Genomic DNA, 21,820 nt, shown 5'->3' with positions numbered 1-21,820 from the left:
ATATGAGATTACAAAGAAATATATAGAGTTTTTAGAAAAGATTTAAAGAAACATATTACATCATGCCTGGCATGCCGCCCATGCCGCCACCCATAGGCATAGCAGGAGCATCTTCTTTGATCTCACCAACCATAGCTTCTGTTGTAATCATAAGACCAGCAATTGAAGCAGCATGTTGTAGAGCTGAACGAGTAACTTTAGTTGGATCTAAGATACCCATTTCAACCATATCACCATAAGTATCATTAGCTGCGTTATAACCATGGCTACCTTCTTTAGCTTTAACTTCATTTACAACTACAGAAGCTTCACCACCAGCATTTTGTACAATCTGTCTTAGAGGTGCTTCTACAGCTTTTCTAAGAAGAGCAATACCATGATTTTGATCATCGTTTTCACCAGTTAAGCCTTCTAGAGCTTTTTGTGCTCTGATAAGAGCAACACCACCACCAGCAACAATACCTTCTTCTACTGCGGCACGAGTTGCATGAAGAGCATCATCTACACGATCTTTTTTCTCTTTCATTTCAGCTTCTGTAACAGCACCAACTTTGATCACTGCAACACCGCCAGATAACTTAGCTAATCTTTCTTGTAGCTTTTCTTTATCATAATCAGATGTTACTTCAGCGATATTAGCTTTGATTTGAGATACTCTATTAGCGATAGCATCTTTATCACCAGCTCCATCAATGATAGTAGTATCATCTTTTGTTACTTGTACTCTATTTGCAGTACCTAAGCTCTCCATGCCTGCTTCTTCTAACTTCATACCAAGCTCTTCAGAGATAACTGTAGCACCAGTTAGGATAGCAATATCTTCAAGCATAGCTTTTCTTCTATCACCAAAGCCAGGAGCTTTAACAGCACATACTTTAACTACACCACGCATATTGTTTACAACTAGAGTAGCTAGAGCTTCACTCTCAACATCTTCAGCAATCACAAGTAATGCCTTACCTGACTTAGACACACCTTCTAATACTGGAAGTAGCTCACGGATATTAGAGATCTTTTTATCTACTAACAAAATATATGGGCTTTCTAAATCTGTAGTCATATTTTCTTGGTTTGTAGCAAAATATGGAGATAGATAACCTCTATCAAACTGCATACCTTCAACAACATCAAGCTCATCTTCAAAGCCTTTGCCTTCTTCTACAGTGATTACACCTTCTTTACCAACTTTTGCCATAGCTTCAGCGATAAGCTTACCAACTGTAGCATCAGAGTTAGCTGAGATTGTACCAACTTGCTCGATAGATTTAGCATCTGAACATGGCTTAGAAAGTACTTTTAATTCTTCTACTAACTTAGCAGCTGCTTTATCGATACCTCTTTTAAGATCCATAGGGTTCATACCTGCAGCAACAGCTTTTAGACCTTCTGTAAGTAGCGCTTGAGCAAGTACAGTTGCAGTAGTAGTACCATCACCAGCCACATCAGCAGTTTTTGAAGCCACTTCTTTTACAATTTGAGCACCCATGTTCTCAAACTTATCTTCTAATTCGATTTCTTTTGCAACTGAAACACCATCTTTAGTGATAGTTGGAGCACCAAATGATTTATCTAAAACAACATTACGACCTTTAGGACCTAAAGTAACTTTTACAGCGTTAGCTAAAGTGTTAACACCATCAAGCATTTTTGCGCGAGCTTCATCTGAAAATAAAACTTCTTTTGCAGCCATATTTATTTCTCCTTTAAAATTTGTAAAATTCTTAAATTATCCGATAATACCCATGATGTCTTCTTCTCTCATCATTAGAAGAGTTTCATCACCTGCTTTTACTTCACTACCCGAGTATTTACCAAATAGTACTTTATCACCTACTTTCACATCCATAGGTTGAGTAGAACCGTTGTCTAGTTTCTTACCATTGCCAACAGCTACAACTTCACCTTCGCTAGGCTTCTCTTGAGCACTACCAGTTAGGATAATTCCACCAGCAGATTTTGTTTCTTCTTCTGCACGGCGTACTAATACTCTGTCTTGTAATGGACGAATGTTCATAACAATCTTACTCCTTTGTTAATTATTGTTATTTTGTTTTACTTTAAGCATTTAAATTTTGTGCATTTTTAGAATAACTCTTGTACTCTAAACCTTGCAAATTTACATATTGAGCCAAAAAGTCCTTTTTCAAGAATATTTTGCGATCTTTTTTTAAAAAAGTATAATGTTAGCACTTATAAAATTATCACCTTACTTATTACATTATGAGAAAACTTATAACGGTACTATTTTTTTTAGTAATTGCGAGCTTAGGATACTCCGTAAACTTAGAAAGCAAAACTATTGATATTAGCAATGATATTGACATTCATTACCTTCAATCTACTTATAATGAAACTAAGCCCAACCTTATAATGCTCACAGGTCGTGGAACTACAGCAAACTTCTGGCCAAAAGATTTCATAGATAATTTAGCTAAAAGCTATAATTTATATCTACTTGACTACAGAAACATTAATACTGATAGACAGAGTACTAAAGAAAATTATTCAATTTCTGATATGGCAGAAGATGTTAATACTTTTGCAACAAAAGCAAGTATTTATAGTCCTTCACTATTAGGATGGTCCATGGGTGGTGCTGTAGCATTAGAAGCAAGTTTTGAACACCCTGAGGAATATTCCCACCTTATACTACTGTCACCCGCTTTACCAAAAACATCTACACAAAAAATCCCACCAGCCCCAGCATTTAAAACCACTGATGATATTTATAATTATGTTTTTAGTATAAACCTATATGATTACTCTAAAGAAAACTTAAACGCTGAGAAAAACAGATTCATAAACAGTGAAATAACAAAACTTTTTCCATCGAATGAGGTTTTAGCAAAACAAATAACTGGTGTCACTAAATGGCGTAATAGTGATGATAATCTAAAAAAATTCAAGAATATAGAAATGCCTATATACATATATGTATCTCTTGATGATAAAGTAGAGCGTGTTAATGAAATTAAAGACACGATTGCTGAAGTAAAAAATAAAAAAAATATTACAGCTAAATACTTTAAAAATGCAGGTCATGCAATTGCTTGGGATAAATCACAAGAATTGGCAAATGCTATAAATAAGTTAGCATAGAATACTTATTTATTGTTATCCTTTAAACTTAAAAGTAAATAGAGACAAGATTTTGACTAATAAAAAAATGAGCTTTCCAGCTCGTCTAGCTCATACTATAGGATTTGAATTCTTTGGAATCGTGATATTCACTCCATTTGCAATGTTTGTACTGCATAAAGATATGTTTCATATAGCAAGCTTAGCTATCATTGTTTCTGTCCTAGCTATGCTATGGAATCTTATTTACAATTATATTTTTGATATAGTTGAAAGAAAGATGGGAAGATGTCGCACTAAGAGAGGATTCCTTCCTAGGGCGTTACATGCTCTATTTTTTGAGGCTGGCCTTTTAATTGTAACAATCCCTCTAGTTGCATATATGCTAGATATGGGACTTATCCAAGCATTTATTGTCGATCTTGGTTTTGTAGTTTTTTATCTTATATATGCTTTTGTATATAATTACATCTTTGATAAAATCTATTTTGGAATAATTTTAAAATAGTTTCTTAAGCACCCATAGCTTAACTGGATAGAGCGTTGCCCTCCGGAGGCAGATGCGGGGGTTCGAGTCCCTCTGGGTGTGCCAGTATTTAATTTAAGCAGCCAATGTAAGCTCTGCCTCTGGGAAATTACCACTAGAAAAATTCCCTATTTCTCTTAAGCTATCCCCTAAACTAACTGTTACTAAAGCTGCTATTATACAAATTGGTAGAACTATATTTTTCATTTTAATCACCTTTTAAACTATTTGAGTCAAGTTATGGTGTTATTATGGCAACAAACACATTAAAAGAAAAATATATAATTATTAACAAATCGATAAGCTTAAGTTATTGATATTAATCAAACTCATTTTCAATTTCTTCAAGAGTTTTACCTGCTGTTTCTGGAACTAGCTTTTTGACAACCATTAAATAGATAAATGAACCTATAAATATAATTCCAAACATAATATTAAAACCGTATTTCTCTCCTATCTGTAAAAAATAGCCAATAAAGAAGAATGCAAATAACATCGAAGCCGTGCCTGCAATAAAGATTCCAATAATCCTCACCCTATTTGGCAAAATCTCATTTATGAGAGTGATAACAACTCCTGAAGGACCAAAGGCGAGACCTGCTACACAGGATATTAATAAAACAATTACAGCGATATAACTATACTCAAATACTGGCAAACTATATAAAACTACAAGCAACAACATGCTTATAAGAGCAACAGCAAGCCCAGTAAAAATAACTTTTTTTCTCCCCCATTTATCAATATAGAATATAGTCAAAATTGTCGCACAAAAGTTAATAGCTAATATAAAAAAGTTAGCAATATGAGCAACTTGAGCATTTTTTACTAGAGGTGCTAATATAAGTTCGGATGAAAAAACAATAAAGTTTATACCCGTAATTTGATTTAGTATTAAAACACTAGTCACAAGTAGTACAGGTATAATATCTTTACCTATAAATACTTTTTGTAGAAAACTTCTTGGTTTATGATCTCTTAAACTAACTCGAATATCATCAATATGTTTTTTAATCTCATCATCTGATAAGTCTGGCTGCGTTTTTTGGATTACTAAGTATGCATCATGTACTTTTTTTCTTAAAATCAACCAAGTTGGGCTTGCTGGTATAATACAAGCCATAAAAAGTAAAATAAGAGCAAAAGAAACTGTTACATATAAGTACTCATGCCAGCTTAGAACTTTGTAAAAGAAAAAAACTGCTAAGCCAGACAAACACATCCCCGAAGTCCAAAACAATTGAAATAGTGCTACATAACGACCTCTTTTATTTGGGGGTGCTATTTCTGTCATATATACAGGAAAAGCATAAGTACAAAGTAAAATTGCAGAGCCTTGTATAAACCTAGCAACAATTAAAGCGTCATAACTTTGTGAATTTACAAACAAATAAGTACCAAAAATATACATAGCCACAAAAAATATTATCATTGCTCTGCGACCTATGCGATCAGTAGCTAGCCAAATAATTTTAGCTAAAATACCACCTAAAAATACCAAACCCAATAATATAGATAGCTGATGACTATTAAGCTCAAAATGATGTCTAATATCTTCACCAATACCACCAACTATTGCTAAAGCATATCCTCCAACTATTGCTGACAAAATATACACAAATAAGATAAATTTAAAATTATATCTAAAATCTAAATTGAGTTTCATAGCTTATAATATCATCCATTTTTAGTTCTAAAATCTTGCTCGATTTCTTCTAAAGTTTTACCTGCTGTTTCTACAATTGTTAACTTAACTATTAGCATGTAAACAACACATACCCCAGCAAGAATTAAGAAAAGAGCTCCATAACCAAATTTATCTGCAAAATTCAAAAAACTACTAGCAAAAAAGAAGGTGAATATAGTAGTTGTCATTCCAGCAATAAAAATACCAATAACCCTAACTCTATTTGGAAGCATTTCATTAATAATTGTAATTATAATACCTGCTGGTCCAAATGCTAACCCTCCAACAGCTAGTACTAAAAATATAAGCACAAGATAGTATTGTAACCCCTTAATAGGTATAAAGAATGATAGACTTAGAAAGACATAACTTATAATTGCTATAATAAGTCCTATATAAAACACCTTCTTTCTTCCTAATTTATCAGCATAAATTACAGTCAAAATTGTTGCTCCGAAATTAACAAACATAACTAAAAAGCTAACCATATTTAAACTAGCCGAATAGCTATCTATACTTTGAAGCACTTTTTCATTCATCAGTAAAACGACATTATTTCCTGATAGCTGATTTAATATAAGCAAAAGTGTTACTATAAATATTATCTTAATACTCTTAGCATCAAATAAATTTCTAACTTTATTAGTACTATTTTTTTCTTTAAATAAGCTTTCCTTAGTTGACAAAATTCTCTCATTTATTTGTATCTCTGTAAGCTCAGGAAATAATTTTTTGTACACATCTTTTGCTTCTGCAATTCTATTTCTAGAAATAAGCCATACTGGACTATACGGTATAAAAAGAATTCCTATAGTTACTAAAATTAATAAATACATAGGAACATCATAAAATTCCTGCCAAGAAACAAAGTTATCAAACATTAATACCGCCAAAGATGATATCGCTATACCTCCAGCCCACATAAGCTGATATAAAGTTACATACATACCTCTTTTTTCTGGTAGAGCAATTTCTGTCATATAAACAGGAAAAGCATAATATGAAAGCAAAATAGCAGCTCCTTGGAACAATCTTGACCACTCTAAGCTTGTATATGACACACTATTTATAAACAAAAATGTCGCTACAATAAATGTCAATAGAACAATAATTAATATACGTTTTCTACTTATATAATCAGCAGATAACCAAAAAAATTTAGCTATTATCCCTCCAAGAAATAGTAAACCTATTAAATAAGATAACTGTCCGTCGTCTAATTTAAAACTATTCTGAATATGTATAGCTACTCCAGCAATTATCCCTAAACCATAACCACCAATGAGTGCCGTTAAGATATATATAAATAAAATAAACTTAAAGTTATATCTAAATCTCATACTTTCTACCTATATATTTAAACTTTCATATATTGAATCTATTAATTGTCCATATAATCCTGTTCTAAATGTTTTACCTTCAAAAATTCTTGGGTAAATAATTCGACAATGAACACTATTTGACATAATTATAATTGTAATCTTATTTTCAGGATCTGAGATAAAACATTGACCTGTAAAACCAGTATGGCCTATTGTTTTATCACTACACTTTTCTCCAAATAAAGATCTATTTTTACGTCCTTTTGCAGTCCAAAAACCTTGGGTAAAAGCAGGGTTAACATCACAGTATTCACTAAATTCTTTGATTGTGCTTTGCGAGAAAAACTCATTTTCTTGATAGAGTAAACTGGCTAATCTTGCAACATCATCAATAGTTGAAAACAATCCTGCATGACCAGCTACTCCATCCATAGAGTACAATGCTTTCTCATCATGAACTAGACCTCTAAGAGTATCTGTTTTGATATTATTAAAGCTAGTTGTACCAAAGTTAGCATGCCCATCAACTTGGGTTGCTACTATTTGTTCTGGTAGATAACCTTTTTCTAAAGGATTGAAACAAGTATTTTTAAGCTCTAGTTTTGAATAAATATTCTCTACTAAAAAATTATCTAATCTTTGGTTTGTAATTGCTTCAACTACACAACCTAATATCTTCATCCCAATATCACTATAAATACAATACTTACGTGCAGGCTCAACTACTGACATTTTTGTTTTTAGATATTTGATAGTAGTTTCTCTATCTTGGCTATACAAATCTCCCGCTGTATAGTTATTATAAAAATCAAAAAATGGAGCTACTCCACTGGCATGATTTAGTAAGTCACGAATAGTTGGAATATAAGACGTGTTCACAAATTTAAATTCTGGAATATATTCAGTAATTAAAGCGTTTAATTTAATAAGATTCCTCTCATACAGATACATAATCGCATAAGTTGTTGCAAAAATTTTTGTAAGAGATGCTATATCAAATAGCATATTTTTATCTAAAATTTGTGGATCAGTTACTTGCTTACCCGCTCTATCATATCGATAAGCATAACCAAAAGTATTTTGATAAATATTTTCACCATGATAAATAATACTTAAAGCAACCCCAGGAAAACCATGGACAACATCATAGTTAATAATACTTTCTAATTTCGTGAAACTCATATTTGAAAATAAGAATTATTTAGATGAGTATATTAAACCATAATTAATAAACTAATGTTACTTAAATAATCTCTTCATGGGAAAATAATAGACACTTTTGAGTGCTGACTTAGCCTTGACACGGCACATGAATCAAAAGTTACCGTTGCTTCCTTCCGGACCTGGCGGGGTTCACAATCTATCATTGCGTGGAAACCAAGTCAGCGGGATATATACTACTAGATATACATATAAATTACAAGTCACCAAAGCAAATTCCATTATCTAAGATAAATTGGTATTATTAAACCTAAAATACTCATAAAATAATAAGAAAATGATTATAGTAATATCTCCAGCTAAAAGCCAAAACTTTGAAACTATAAAAGAAAGCTACAACTTCACTCAACCAGTTTTTAAAGATCAAGTTAATCTTTTAATAAATAAGCTCAAACATTATGAGGTTGATGAAATTGAAAAGTTAATGAAAATCAGCCCCAAATTAGCTCAAGAAGTATTTGATAAACACAATAATTTTGACCCAAATAGCTATAATACTTCGAACTCAAAAGCTGCTATTTTTACATTTAGTGGCGATGTTTATAAAGGTTTAGATGCTGAAACTTTAGACATCAAAACTGTTAAATATGCTCAAGATCACTTACTCATGCTGTCTGGTCTGTATGGCCTTATTCGCCCTCTTGATTTGATGCAAGCCTACAGATTAGAAATGGGTACAAAAATCAAAATTGATGAAAAAATCCTATACAAATATTGGCAAGATAAAATCACTCCTCAACTTAATGACTTCTTTGCGAAACAAAAAAATAAGACTTTAATAAACCTAGCTTCTAATGAATACTCACAAGCTATAGATAAAAAGACTCTTGATGCTAACTGGTTAGATATTGATTTTAAAGAAAATAAAAATGGTACTTTTAAAACTATTGGAATCCATGCTAAAAAAGCTCGTGGTCTAATGACTAGATATATTCTAGAAAATAGAATTGAGAATATAGAAGATATTAAAAAATTTGATATCGCAGGATATGAATTTAACCATGAATTATCAAAAGAAAATCTGATTTGTTTTACGAGATAGCAGTATATTAAACGCGTGTAACGACAAGTCGTGACTTGTCACTACAGAACTGTTCCTTTATTTTTGTATAAAATACATAAGTTTAAAATAAATGTAGTGACAGATCATTGATCTGTCAGATTAATAAGAAGAGAAAAATGAAAATAAAAATAATATCACTAGGCGAAAAGCCACCCAAATGGGTTAGTGAAGGCTATAATGAATATAAAAAACGCCTTAGCAAATCAATACCTCTAGAACTAATAGAGCTACCTATTGCTAAACGGGCTAAAACAGGCAATCCCAAACTTTGGATGGAACAAGAAGCCAAAACTATTCTTAATAAACTAAATGATTCTGATCATTTAGTAATACTAGATGTTAGCTCTAAAATTATATCTACAGAGGAATTAGCTGACAAAATGCAAAATTGGAAATTTAATAACCCTAATGTTGTTATTTTGATTGGTGGACCAGATGGCATTGATCAGAGTATTAAAAATATTGCTAAAGAAAAAATCTCTATATCAAAAATGACTTTTCCTCACCCTATTGTCCGAATCATTATAGCTGAACAACTATATAGAGCTTATACAATACTTGAAGGCCACCCCTATCACAAATAAGTTAGTATCCTTATTAATTTTTAATAGACACTGTTAATTTTAACCATACCATTTTTTTTTATTCTTAAGCTATCATTTAGCATATTCCAAATAAAGAAATTATTTGAAATAAAACAAAAACAATTTTTATTTATTAAAAATTAATTTTTTAAATTATATAAGGAACTAAGAAATGAATAACAAAATAAAAACTTTATCTGCTTTAACATTATCTCTAATGGGATCTCTAGCATTTGCTGATTGTAAATTAGATGATGTTAAAAAAGGTTGGACTGGTCAAATTACTTTTAGCTGTAATAAGGATACAGATTTGGTAGATAACCCTATCACTTTTAAATTAAGCGATGGCGTAGAGATAGGAAGTATCTGGGGTATTGGTAATGCAACTATGACTCAATCTAATGGTGGAACTATCTCTATCACATCTAAACAATGGGGTGGTGATTCTACTATTGTCAAAGCTGGTAACTCTGCTAGTTTTAGCTTCTCACCTAGTGCTCCTATATTTAGTGTTGAAAGTTTTTCTATAGGAAATGGTGGTGGTAGTGATGAACCTGTTGATCCAGTAGATCCAGTAGATCCAGTAGATCCTCCAAGTGGAGACTACGAAAGCTATGTAGCAGGCACACAATACCAAAGTGGTGATATTGTCTATGCTGATGGTAAATTATTCAAGTGTAAAGCTGGTGTTGCAGACTGGTGTTCAGGACCTCAGTGGGCATACGCTCCTAATACAGGTCTTTATTGGGATATGGCTTGGGATTTATATGATCCTAGCAACCCTGATGAGCCTGTTGATCCTACAGACCCAGATGATCCAACTCCTAGTGAAGATAAGTTTGTGACAACTCAAGCTAAACTTGATGCACAAGAAGCTGAGCTAACAAGCGGTCCAGTTCTAAGTAAAGTAAAAGAATCTATTAAAACAAGAGATAATAGCGTGGTTGAAGCTGTAACTGCAGGTAATCCAAATAACCCTGAGAATGTTAAAAGAGTAGAAGGTATAGTATCTGCAGAAGATTGGGATTATATGTTCCCTAAACGTTCACCAGAATACACCTATGACAATTTCTTAAAAGCTGTAGCTAAGTTCCCTGCATTCTGTGGTACTTATACTGATGGTAGAGATTCTGATGATATTTGTCGTAAGTCTCTTGCTACTATGTTTGCTCACTTTACTCAAGAAACAGGTGGACATACTGCTCATTGGGATGTACCAGAATGGCGCCAAGCTCTAGTACATGTACGTGAGATGGGCTGGGATGAAGATATGCGAGGTGGTTATAATGGTGAATGTAACCCTGATGTATGGCAAGGTCAAACTTGGCCATGTGGTAAATTTGAAAATGGTGATTTCAAATCTTACTTTGGTCGTGGTGCTAAACAATTAAGCTATAACTATAATTATGGACCTTTCTCACAAGCTATGTTTGGTGATGTAAGAGTATTATTAGATAATCCAGAAATGGTTGCTGATACATGGTTAAATCTAGCATCTGCGGTATTCTTCTTTGTATATCCGCAGCCTCCAAAACCATCTATGCTTCATGTAATTGATGGTACTTGGCAGCCGAATGACTCTGATAAAGCAAATAATCTAACTCCTGGTTTTGGTGTGACTACGCAGATCATTAATGGCGGTGTTGAATGTGGTGGTAGTGTTGAAGTTGCACAATCTGTAAACCGTATAGATTACTATGGCAACTTTATGAACTATCTTGGTTTGAATATTCCAGATACTGAAGTTTTAGGCTGTAAAGGTATGAAACAATTTGATGAAAATGGTGCTGGTGCTACACAAATATATTGGGAGCAAAATTTTGACCATTATGCTGACAATCCAGGCGGGAAATCGTTCTCATGTAAACTTGTTGGCTATCAAACACCATACTCAGCGTTTACAGAAGGCGACTACACTAAGTGTGTAAAACATCACTTCCCTGATATAGTTATCAAAGAATAATACAACCCTTCTGTTCAATCTAAAAACTCATACCCTCTGATTTCAACCTCAATACTTAAATAAAAATAATACACTATACTCCTTTTTATTAACTGATTATTTTCATGAGATATTTGAGTTAGAGTAGCCTAAATATAACCTTAATAATACTAGGACTCGACTAGATGCATTTATTGAATATTGGAGTAAATATCCTTGGATAGAAAAAGCTTTTAAAGGTCAAGATATTGAAAACTACTTTGCGTATTTAAATTTATCCTAGCAGTATTCATAGAGTGATTTATACTACTAATTGGATTGAAAGCTTAAATAAAGAGATTCGTAGAACTACTAAGATTAGAAATTCTTTTCCAAATCTAGATAGTGCGATGAATCTTATTTGTGCTTGTTTGATAAACTTCGAACAAAAAACCTATAAATATCCAGTAACTGCTTTTTGCAAAGTTAAGGATATTTTAGACGCAAAAATCGACAAGCTATAGACACACTTTCTTGGACAGTATCCTCATTTAGATTCGCACCTGCGACTATGTTAGCTAAAGAATAAAAACAGCAAAGAATAAGAATAGTATAATAGCAATGGCTATCATGACCTCTATAAATGTAGTTCCTTGTGTTCTTTTTCTACCATAACAAACTAGGTTCAATCCCTGTCAAATAGAGCTTTTTAATATCTAGAGTATTTGAGTAGAAAAATCCCTAATCAGTTAACAATATAGTGATTACCCTGCTTTTATTATGAAATGTACTGCCATACTTCTAGGTGCAGTTTCTGAGTCTCCACCTTGATTAATATATGATGTTTTCATAACAGGACTAAATTTTCCTGCGCCATCATAAGCATATGCCACATCATTATCATACCCAGCCTGAACTCTACCAACACCTTTAGAGAATGAAAATGCTTTTGTAGTTGGTAATGCTGTAGTAAAATTTGTCTTTTGCAAAAGAGGTCCTGAAGAAACTCCATTACTATTAGTCCCTAAAGCTCGTGGAAAGTAGCCTCTAAAATCTGGTAAATTTGCCCCGTACATAGATCTTAACTTTGGATATACATCTGCATCAATCTGCCTACCATCGATAGGTAACCATCCATCTGGTATAGTGCCTCTACCCCACATTACAATCGTCCCAACGGGTACTGCTGAAGTTACTACCCTATTATCTACAGCATTTGCTATTTCAGTACCATCTGTTTTGATAGCTTCTGTTATAGTTCCATCCCCTGCTATAGCATCTGTTACAGCTTTTTCTGAAACCTTCTCAGCCTCACTTGTAACTATAGCTAAACCACTGCCTGAGCTCATAGTCTCTGTTACAACTGCGCCTAAGCCTACTGTAGGTGTATAGTTTTCTTGAAGTGTTGCCGTTGCTACTTTGCTATCTAAACCAGTACTTCCATCATTAATTTTAGTCTGTAGAGTTTCAAAGTCGGCTTTAGGTGCTTTTGTATCAAGTTCAGTCTTAATAATACCACCATCATTTTGTGTTGCATTTTGTATCTTGGTGTCTACTGCTTTAGCCACAGCCCCTGACTGAGAGTCCTCAATATTTGTCTGTATAGCTTTTGCCAAATCACCTTGGGCATCTGCTACAGCCTTGTATATTAAACCTTGTATATTACTATCTCCAGCTTGATCTAATTCGCTCGGTGCTGATATTGCCTCTGTTATTAACTGCTCAACATCAGATTCATCAACTTTAGTAACTAAACCACTTCCTGAGTCCATAACTGTATTATCAAGAACCTCAAAATCAGTCTTAAGTGTATAACGATTCGCTAAATTCTGGTTTAATGTACTTCCTGAATTAGTCAACGCTGAAATTATACTACCACTTGGTGCTAATGCATCTGTAACTGCAATACTAGATCCTGATGATATAGCATTCCTAATCACTCCACTCTGCTCTGTAATAGCTTTATTAATTGCTACATTCGCAGCCTCTGTAACTATACCAGAACCTGTTCCTGTTTGAATATTTGTATTTATCAAGTCATTAACAACACTTGAGATATTACTATCTGCCGTAGTTATATTCTCAACTATAGCTCGAGATAAATCTCCATCTTTATCTACTATCGACTCATAGATGCTTCCACCTGATGAAGATAATGCATTTGTAATTGCTACACTACTTCCACTTGATATAGCCTCTGCAAATACCCCACTTCCAGATACTATCTGATTCTGCATTGCTTCCGCTATCACTCCATTCTCAGACAATATAGCTTTATATATATCTCCATCTTGCTTAACTGAATTTTGGATTTGTGTATTTATAACACTTGAACCACTATTTGCTAAATAAGTATTTAAGTCACTTGTCTTTGTATAATCTTTTAATGCACTTAATGGCGCCTTGCTCGGTAAACCATTATCAGAATCTGTAACTGTTGTATTTAACTCTTCGAAGTCAGATTTAAGTGTGTAACGATTCGCTAAATTTTGATTTAGTGTACTACCTGAGTCAGCTAATGCTGTAATTATACTACCACTTGGTGCTATCGCATCATTTACAGCTATGCTAGAACCAGATACTATCGAATTATATACAGGACCTTCTTTCTTCGTCACCTGATCCTCTATATCCTTAGCTATCGCTCCATTTGGTTCAGCTGCCTTACCAATGTTTTCATTTATCGCAGTTATAATGCTTCCTGATGAAGCCAGTGCACTTGTTATTTGATTATCAGCAGCTGTATTTATAGCTGCTGAAATATCACCTGTTCCGCTCGTAACTTGAGTCTTAATTGCTTCTGATATAGCCCCATCTTTAGCTGTCGCCTTAGTGATACTATTTTTTATCGACTCAGCTATAGCACCTGTTCCACTACTCACCTGTGCTTCAATTGCTTTAGCTATCGCTCCATCACTAGAAGTAACTGAGTCATATATACTACCACCTTCTTTTAATGAATCATCTATTGCTATACTCGACCCTGATACTATTGAGTCATATATAGGACCTTCTTTTGCTTCAATCTGTGATGAAATATCCGTTGCTATAGCTCCACCTTCTTTAGCTGCATCACCTATCGCTGTATAAATACTCCCACCTGATGATACCTGAGTGTTTATTATGCTATTAACTCCCGCTACATCTACTTTACTTGCAACAGCACCTGCTGCTGCTTCAGCTTTTTCTTTAGCCTCACTTGCTGATGTAGCTGCTGCTGTGGCACTTGTCGACGCTGTATTTGCAGAACTCTTAGCATCTGAAGCCTCTTTCTCTGTCGTCTTAATACGTTCATCATAACCACTAACTTCATCACTGATATCTGATACTTGCTTAACTAATCCGCCAGTCTTTGCCGCAGCACTTCCCGGAGTTCCTTCTACTAGCTTACTTAAATAATATATATTGTTATCTGTATTATTTACGAAAGTATTTAATTCCTTAGAATCAGGAATAAGAATATTGAAAGCCTCATCATTGCTCTCCCAAGCATCTCCTTTTGCTTTAAGATCACCTACTGTATATCTATAACCATCTTCTGGGGTGGATATAAACATCGACTGCCAGCGGTCTATATCTGCCTCGGTCCTATCACTCTCTTCCGAAAAAGCTAGACCTATATTACCACCCACGAATAGCGTTCCTAACAATACTTTTACCAATAACTTCTTACTCATTACTTATACCCTTTTATTATTACTTGTTTGTTATTTTGGTATCCCACAATCCAAAGCAGTCCCATAGTCTCTACCACTAGGTAAATCTAACTCTGCATTATTTGCTGCTTCTATATATCCTATTTGCTCCCAATAAGTCCCATTAAAAGCAGGGGTCGGAGCTTCTGTTTCTATATCCGGCCAGCTAAATCTACTTTGTGGCTGCGCACCATTTGCCAAACCAATTGCATTAGGATCCATAAAATATCCTTCTTTACAAATAAATGTTAAAGTTCCATCTGTACCACCATTACCTATCACCTCTGCAATATTGTCTTTAACAGCTGCACTAGCATTAGCAAACAATGATGCTGCTTCTGTCGCTGTTATAGTTGACCCAGTTGGCATATCGTAGGTAATTTGTGTAGGAAATACATAAAAACTAGAGGATTCATTGATGTTAACAACTTTACCATTTGATAGAGTAGCTGTTCCTGTAACACTAATATCTTGAGATCCCCAAGAGGTACCAAAATCCCTACCTGTGGGGTTATCTATATCACTACAACTATCTGTTTGGCATGCAGGTAAACCAACTGCTGTCAAGGCACTCGAGGTTGTTTGATTACTATCTCCTGGAAAAGACCATTCAACACTCGACAATAATCCACTTAAAGGCTTTTGGCTTAATGTCTGAATATGTTCTTTACCAAGAATATCTGTCGATACTCTAACTCTCGACTCAACAAGTTGAAAACTACAAAGATTATTAATGCATTGCTTAAGCAGCTCTACCCGAATTTCATCTTCTGTCTTGATGCAACTGTTTAAAGATAGAAATAATAACATAAAGACTGTATAAGCAAATACCTTGCCAAATATATTATTCACCAGCTATTAGTACCCATGTAAAATTAATCTATTTGTGTGTAAGATATCACTTTATTAAAAAATATTAAATTATTTATTTCTTATGTTTAATAACATACAAAAAAAATAAATACAAAAGCATTTATTAGATTTATATTAAATTAATAATAATGCTTCTATTGATCTCCACGAAGAAGTATAAAAATATTGATAATAAAACTTTTTCAAGTCTAGATGAATTCTGAAATCTTACTTTTGAAAATACTGCTTAAACAGATCCTTATATTTTACTAATTCATCATATGTCAGTAAAAACACACCATCACCACCTTCGGCAAAGCTTAACCATGTAAATGGAACATCTGGACACATTTCCATAAGTGCATATTGACTATTACCAACTTCAACGATTAGTACACCCTTTTCTGTCATATATTGATCTGCTTCCAAGATAATTCTTTTAGCAAGGTCTAACCCATCACTCCCAGCCTCTAATGCAAGCTTAGGTTCATAATGGTATTCTTTAGGCATGCTATCTAGATCTTCTTTATCAACATAAGGTGGGTTGGAAACTATAACATCAAACTTTTGTCCTTTTAGATTGTTAAATAAGTCAGATTTGATAGCTTTAACTCTATCTCCAACCTGATGCTTCTTAATATTATGATTTGCTATAGCTAGCGCATCATCTGATATATCAACTAGTGTTATATTAGCATCTTCAAAAACTTCACTACAAGCAATACCGATACAACCACTACCTGTACAAAGGTCTAACATATTTTTAACATCATCAATATCATTAACCCATGGTGAAAAATCATTACGAATAAGCTCTGCTATTGGTGAACGAGGAATAATAACTCTTTCATCAATATCAAACTCCATACCAGCAAACCAAGCTTTTTTAAGAATGTATGGTAGTGGTTTACGCTCACATGATCTTTGATAAACATAATTTATTATTCGCTTTTTCTCTTCTGTTAAAAGTCGAGAAGCTACCATATTGCTATCAATATCATGAGATACATTAATCGCACTAAGTACAAGGTGTACAGATTCATCCCATATAGAATCTGAACCATGACCAAAATATACTTGATTAACATTCATTTCTGATATTGTCCAACGAATATAGTCCCTGATTGTATGTAAATTATCTATTATGTCTTGCTGTTTTTCTTGAGAATACATTTATTAACCTTTCTTCCATGTAGTGCCAGTTGCACTATCTTCTAATATTATCCCTTGTGCTTGAAGCTCATTTCTAATCTCATCAGCTCTAGCATAATTCTTATCTTTTTTAGCTTGTGCTCTTTCTGTGATTAATTTTTCGATTTCATCCGCATCAACACTATTACTTTTATCACCTTGCTTAAAGTACTCTTCTACATCTGTGAACAAAATACCCAACACATCACAAAGCTTACGCAATAAATAAGCATAACCACTAGCTTTATATTTATTTGTAGTTTTTAAAGTATTGATCTCTTTTGCTAAACTAAATAGTACTGCTAAAGCTTCTGGAGTATTGAAGTCATTATCCATCGCTTTAACAAACCTAACTTCATACTCATCCGCATCATCAGGCAAATTTACTTCCATTGGCTCAACATCTCTAAGAGCATTAAATAATCTCTCAACAGAAGCCTTTGCATTATTTAAGTTTTCTTTTGAATAATTAATCTCACTTCTATACACAGTTGAAGCTAGGAAATATCTGACAACTTCAGGATGATATTCTTCTAAAACCTCGTTGATCGTAAAGAAGTTATTTAAAGATTTAGACATCTTTTCAGAATCAACTTTTACCATACCAGAATGTAACCAATAGTTAGCAAAAGTACACTCATTACAGGCTTCTGATTGTGCTATTTCATTTTCATGATGAGGGAATCTAAGATCAGAGCCGCCAGCATGAATATCAAAAGTATCACCAAGTAGTTTCTTTGACATTGCAGAGCACTCAATATGCCAACCTGGGCGACCAGCTCCCCATGGAGAATCCCAAGCAGGTTCACCTTCTTTTGCCATTTTCCAAAGTACAAAATCCATTGGATTTTCTTTTTCATCAACTATATCAACTCTTGAGCCCTGCTCTAATGCTTCAAGATTTTGTTTACTTAACTTACCATAATCATCAAATTTAGTTACACGATAAAAAACATCGCCATTAGCCCCTTGATATGCAAAACCTTTATCAACAAGTGCTTTAATCATTGCTATCATTTCAGGAATTGTTTGTGTAGCTCTTGGCTCTTGAGTAGGGCGTAAAATATTAAGACTATCAAAAGCATCATGCATAGACTTGATTGTTCTTTCAACTAACTGATCTGTAGACTCACCATTTTCATTAGCTCTTTTGATAATCTTGTCATCGATATCTGTGATATTTCTTACAAATGTCACATCAAACCCACGATACTTAAAATATCTATTAATAACATCAAAGGCTATATTCGTACGAGCATGCCCAATATGACAATCATCATATACAGTGATACCGCAAACATACATTTTAATTTTATTAAGCTCTATCGGTTTAAATTCTTCTTTTTTTCCAGATAAAGAATTATAAAAAATCATAAAATAAAAAATCCATTTTTTAGTCTTAGAATTATAAGCTATCAGTATAACTAAATTTTAGTGTTTTTTGAAAAAAACTTAGTGTTGAATATTCTTATACACCATACCTAGATATGATCCAATATTATTAAGATCATCTATAAAGTCACATCCACCAGTATAGCCTGAACAATTACCCTCATCACGAATGTATAATCTATCTGCTTCATTGCAATTACCACTCATCTGACAAGTTAAACCATCTGGAATAGCATAAATTAAACCATCTACATCTCGTAAAAATTGATAATTAGAGTCATTTATGCTGATACGATTCATCATATTAGTTGTTCCACTACTAAAATCATCAATATAAATATTATCCTCTGTGACAATAAACAATGCACCAAATTTAGGAATAAGTTTTTGAATAGTTTGCCACCAAAACCCTTGAATAGGCGTTAAGGCAGTAGTATTCAAAGATCCCGCACTATAGTAATGTGAATAGTAACTACTGCCATTATGATAATATAAGTAGCTTTGAGTAGCATTCCTTTTAATTAATACAGGTTCTGCCTCAACTGTAGGGCTTAGGCTTCCTAAGTAAGTTATGGTTCCAGCACTATGAAGGTTAAACTGAAAAACTTTTGTAACTGATCCATCCTCTTGAAAAACAAGAGGAGAACTAGCATTTAAATTAAAGTCCCTATCTGGTACAACTATAAATACTTTATTTACATCAAAGTTATTAGTAGTACTTACACCATCAGATAATGATGCACTAAAGCTCCCATTAACAGGATCATACGTACTATTATAGAAATTTAAGTAATAAGTTCCAGAAGTATCTGATTGTTCATCTTTTTTTAATATCAAAGGCTTAGGGACATCCGAATTTGAATCATGGTACCATTTAGTAAGTATAACACTACCACTAGATATAGTACTTCCACTAGGAATAGTTAATGCAACCTCTTGCCAATTCTCTAAATCAGTTTTTGCTTGAGCAGAATTACTAACAATATTATTTAAAGATGTCGAAGATGTGTAAACTTTATTGACATCATACGTCGCCAAAAAAATATTCCAGAATCCAGATTTAAGATCCCAACCAACTCTAAATTTATAATCAGTGACAGATAAATCATTCGGAACATCTATAGTTGTGCTAGTACCACTTGCGTTAACATTTAGTGTTCCATTATCTTTCTCTATATAACCAATATATCCAAGTTGAGATATACTACTATCTCCAGAAAACCTATATATTGCATTATCCGCCATAGCAGCTGTATTAACATAAGGAACATTTATAGGATAAACATCATCTTCATACTGAGTATAAATACTATTTTTCATAGTATTAAAAATAATATTCTTTGTATATTCATTAACTCCATTATTAAAAAAATTGTGTGTAACATCATAGCTAAATAAAAAAGGTTCTGCAGCATATAAAGTTGCGGAGGTATTATTTACATAAAACTTTGGAGTCATTGAAGTTGGTATAGTTTCAAACCTAAAACTATCAATATTTTCATCAATAGCTGTAGCTAAGGCTCCTGAATCAGCCAAGTTCTTTACATAGCCTTCATCTATATTTATATTTTGCTCCTCATCTATAAGAGTTCCTATTGTCAAAGAGCTTACTCTAAAGTTATATGCAATAGCAGAAACAATAACCATCAATACAAAAGCAAAAATAAGTGCTGTTAATAGTGATGACCCTCTTAACTTATGCAACAAAATATTCTCCTTATATCACTATCACTTTAGAAAATGATTCACCATCAACACTAAATGACACTCTCACTGCAGGATAGCCAGAACCATCAACACCAATATCTGATGAAACCACATTCCAAGTTATATTTCCATCGCTAACAGTTGCATACTCTACTTGTAAATCCTCTATCCCTCTAACCAACTCATAAGACATCCCTGATGAATCATTATCTTTGATATAGATATATAGTGAAAAAATATCATTACCATCCTCATCTTGCTCGCCAGTATCTCTTATATAGATTACTTGTAGCGAATATTGACCGACGTAATCACCAGGGTAATAAATATTAGAACTAGGAGCAGAAACTAAGTCAAGATTATTAGTCTCACTATTAACACTCCCGACTTTAACTAAATCTATGTCATCTTTATTACATAAGGCTAGATAATCTCCAACACTAAAGTCCGAAACAGAAGAAACCTCTAATATTGCTTCTGAACTGTTAGATGCTGTAAGTTCTACATGGTTCTCTTCTTTTTTCACCATTATATAATCAGATCCTGCCTGAAAACAATCTCCCGAACATCCCTCTTCTAAAGCTCCAGCAAAACTAGACCCACTTGAAAAAGGCAGAGGACCAACAATCACTGATGAATTTGTTGTAAAGTAATCATCTAAAGTATCTCCAGTATTATTATGATAATTTTGATTAGTGAATCCAAAATGGCAAGCTAAACCAGAATTCTTAACAAAGTTATATAACAACCTTTTTGTAGTAAGCTCTTTAACCTCTGTATCAACTCTATCTTTTAAATTATTATAGTTATTCTTAGCAGCTACATATATATTTATTGCCATTGCAAATACTGTTACAGCTATAGCAGTAGCAACTAAGAGCTCAACGATCGTAACTCCCCGAAACTTCTTTAGCATGGACCCAAATGATCTCCATGGTTCATATGACCATTTAATGCGGGATATGGTAAAACCATAGTTTTTTCTGCCGGAGTTCCAGGTTTATGACAGATTACTAAGAGATTAACACAAGATGGATGTAACCCTTCTCCACATGCCCCAGCACATTGATAACCAGCCTCATTAGGATTACTTCCTCCATGCTGCTCCTGACACTTTGCTACATTAGGATCATTTTGATTATCTGTACCTATAAGCTCCATACATCTCTGCAACCTATCTTCATTAGATACAGTACAAGCACAATGACCATGAGAAACAGCAGCACACTCAATATCAGTAATTCCAGTAAAAACATCTTCGGCATCAATTATTTCAAACGCTCTTTTAATGATCGTCAAACTAAATGCTTCATTTGTTGCAGAAAATTCAGCCACCTCATCATCAGAATCAAGCTTTGCAAAAGTGATACCATCAGCATCACTAGTATCAAACTCTCCTGTTACCATAAACTCATTAACTCTTTTATCAAGCTGATTTGTTAATTCGACTCTTTTTTCTGTTAATATTGAACCTGAAATTACGCTAGATATAGCATAAAAAACTGCAAATAATAGAAACACAATAAGAACGACTGTAATCATCAGCTCAATCATTGAAAAGCCTTTATTATTTTTCATAAC

20 protein-coding genes, 1 tRNA gene and 1 other RNA gene are annotated in these 21,820 nt (G+C 33.5%); 7 read left to right on the top strand and 15 right to left on the bottom strand.

Annotation, left to right across the window (positions count from 1 at the left end):
- Positions 1 to 55: 55 nt before the first annotated feature.
- Positions 56 to 1,690: a chaperonin GroEL gene (groL, locus tag QI37_RS07935; RefSeq protein ID WP_040010243.1), complete on the bottom strand. Its 1,635-nt coding sequence runs from the start codon at positions 1,688 to 1,690 to the stop codon at positions 56 to 58.
- A 36-nt stretch (positions 1,691 to 1,726) separates the two neighbouring features.
- A complete protein-coding gene (locus tag QI37_RS07930; protein WP_040010241.1) occupies positions 1,727 to 2,014 on the bottom strand; it encodes a co-chaperone GroES in 288 nt (95 codons plus the stop codon).
- A gap of 206 nt (positions 2,015 to 2,220) precedes the next feature.
- Between QI37_RS07930 and QI37_RS07925 the strand changes: the two genes are divergently transcribed.
- The 3 genes from QI37_RS07925 (at position 2,221) to QI37_RS07915 (ending at position 3,670) form a co-directional block, all read left to right on the top strand.
- Entirely contained in the window at positions 2,221 to 3,099 is an 879-nt protein-coding gene (locus QI37_RS07925; RefSeq protein WP_040010239.1) for an alpha/beta fold hydrolase, read from the top strand.
- Between the two features lie 52 nt (positions 3,100 to 3,151).
- The gene (locus QI37_RS07920; RefSeq protein WP_162472711.1) at positions 3,152 to 3,586 is read left to right on the top strand and encodes a PACE efflux transporter; all 435 of its coding nucleotides are present in this window, start codon (positions 3,152 to 3,154) and stop codon (positions 3,584 to 3,586) included.
- Positions 3,587 to 3,594: 8 nt separating this feature from the next.
- A tRNA-Arg gene (locus QI37_RS07915) sits at positions 3,595 to 3,670 on the top strand.
- Between the two features lie 9 nt (positions 3,671 to 3,679).
- Here QI37_RS07915 and QI37_RS10440 read toward each other — a convergent pair.
- From QI37_RS10440 to ffs, 5 genes are all read right to left on the bottom strand, one after another.
- On the bottom strand, positions 3,680 to 3,811 hold the full coding sequence (locus tag QI37_RS10440; protein WP_268746168.1) for a hypothetical protein: 132 nt from the start codon (positions 3,809 to 3,811) through the stop codon (positions 3,680 to 3,682).
- Positions 3,812 to 3,923: 112 nt separating this feature from the next.
- Entirely contained in the window at positions 3,924 to 5,270 is a 1,347-nt protein-coding gene (locus QI37_RS07910) for an MFS transporter (RefSeq protein ID WP_040010236.1), read from the bottom strand.
- Between the two features lie 11 nt (positions 5,271 to 5,281).
- Positions 5,282 to 6,631, bottom strand: coding sequence for an MFS transporter (locus QI37_RS07905; protein ID WP_040010234.1), 1,350 nt, complete (start codon positions 6,629 to 6,631; stop codon positions 5,282 to 5,284).
- Positions 6,632 to 6,640: 9 nt separating this feature from the next.
- On the bottom strand, positions 6,641 to 7,795 hold the full coding sequence (locus QI37_RS07900) for a serine hydrolase (RefSeq protein ID WP_040010232.1): 1,155 nt from the start codon (positions 7,793 to 7,795) through the stop codon (positions 6,641 to 6,643).
- Between the two features lie 104 nt (positions 7,796 to 7,899).
- Positions 7,900 to 7,996: signal recognition particle sRNA small type (ffs, locus tag QI37_RS10155), an RNA gene on the bottom strand.
- 115 nt (positions 7,997 to 8,111) lie between these two features.
- On the opposite strand from ffs, the gene yaaA reads away from it, so the two are divergent.
- The 4 genes from yaaA (at position 8,112) to QI37_RS07880 (ending at position 11,926) form a co-directional block, all read left to right on the top strand.
- Positions 8,112 to 8,876, top strand: a complete 765-nt coding sequence (gene yaaA / locus QI37_RS07895) for a peroxide stress protein YaaA (protein WP_040010230.1) — start codon at positions 8,112 to 8,114, stop codon at positions 8,874 to 8,876.
- Between the two features lie 137 nt (positions 8,877 to 9,013).
- Positions 9,014 to 9,481, top strand: a complete 468-nt coding sequence (gene rlmH / locus QI37_RS07890) for a 23S rRNA (pseudouridine(1915)-N(3))-methyltransferase RlmH (RefSeq protein WP_040010228.1) — start codon at positions 9,014 to 9,016, stop codon at positions 9,479 to 9,481.
- A gap of 172 nt (positions 9,482 to 9,653) precedes the next feature.
- Positions 9,654 to 11,444: a glycoside hydrolase family 19 protein gene (locus QI37_RS07885; protein ID WP_040010227.1), complete on the top strand. Its 1,791-nt coding sequence runs from the start codon at positions 9,654 to 9,656 to the stop codon at positions 11,442 to 11,444.
- Between the two features lie 275 nt (positions 11,445 to 11,719).
- Positions 11,720 to 11,926, top strand: a complete 207-nt coding sequence (locus QI37_RS07880) for a transposase (protein ID WP_040010225.1) — start codon at positions 11,720 to 11,722, stop codon at positions 11,924 to 11,926.
- A gap of 54 nt (positions 11,927 to 11,980) precedes the next feature.
- Here QI37_RS07880 and QI37_RS10475 read toward each other — a convergent pair whose 3' ends face one another.
- From QI37_RS10475 to QI37_RS10000, 8 genes are all read right to left on the bottom strand, one after another.
- Positions 11,981 to 12,034, bottom strand: a complete 54-nt coding sequence (locus QI37_RS10475) for a hypothetical protein (protein ID WP_350339254.1) — start codon at positions 12,032 to 12,034, stop codon at positions 11,981 to 11,983.
- 132 nt (positions 12,035 to 12,166) lie between these two features.
- Positions 12,167 to 15,079 carry a phage tail protein gene (locus QI37_RS07875; protein WP_081946999.1) on the bottom strand — a complete coding sequence of 971 codons (2,913 nt, stop codon included), beginning with the start codon at positions 15,077 to 15,079 and terminating at the stop codon, positions 12,167 to 12,169.
- Positions 15,080 to 15,109: 30 nt separating this feature from the next.
- Positions 15,110 to 15,907, bottom strand: coding sequence for a DUF3281 family protein (locus QI37_RS07870; RefSeq protein WP_040010221.1), 798 nt, complete (start codon positions 15,905 to 15,907; stop codon positions 15,110 to 15,112).
- Between the two features lie 270 nt (positions 15,908 to 16,177).
- Positions 16,178 to 17,122, bottom strand: coding sequence for a 50S ribosomal protein L3 N(5)-glutamine methyltransferase (gene prmB / locus QI37_RS07865; protein WP_040010219.1), 945 nt, complete (start codon positions 17,120 to 17,122; stop codon positions 16,178 to 16,180).
- A 3-nt stretch (positions 17,123 to 17,125) separates the two neighbouring features.
- A complete protein-coding gene (gene cysS, locus QI37_RS07860; protein WP_040010218.1) occupies positions 17,126 to 18,514 on the bottom strand; it encodes a cysteine--tRNA ligase in 1,389 nt (462 codons plus the stop codon).
- 78 nt (positions 18,515 to 18,592) lie between these two features.
- Positions 18,593 to 20,239, bottom strand: a complete 1,647-nt coding sequence (locus tag QI37_RS07855; RefSeq protein ID WP_052399174.1) for a hypothetical protein — start codon at positions 20,237 to 20,239, stop codon at positions 18,593 to 18,595.
- Positions 20,240 to 20,249: 10 nt separating this feature from the next.
- Positions 20,250 to 21,155 carry a PilW family protein gene (locus QI37_RS07850; RefSeq protein ID WP_040010216.1) on the bottom strand — a complete coding sequence of 302 codons (906 nt, stop codon included), beginning with the start codon at positions 21,153 to 21,155 and terminating at the stop codon, positions 20,250 to 20,252.
- A complete protein-coding gene (locus tag QI37_RS10000; RefSeq protein WP_052399173.1) occupies positions 21,149 to 21,817 on the bottom strand; it encodes a type II secretion system protein in 669 nt (222 codons plus the stop codon). Before QI37_RS10000 ends, QI37_RS07850 begins: the two co-directional genes overlap by 7 nt.
- Positions 21,818 to 21,820: the final 3 nt, after the last annotated feature.

This window comes from Candidatus Francisella endociliophora (assembly GCF_000764555.1).
In the GTDB taxonomy this organism is placed as follows: domain Bacteria; phylum Pseudomonadota; class Gammaproteobacteria; order Francisellales; family Francisellaceae; genus Francisella; species Francisella endociliophora.
Note: the sequence above shows the minus strand (reverse complement) of the source record. Positions and strands in the feature narration are given on the sequence as shown.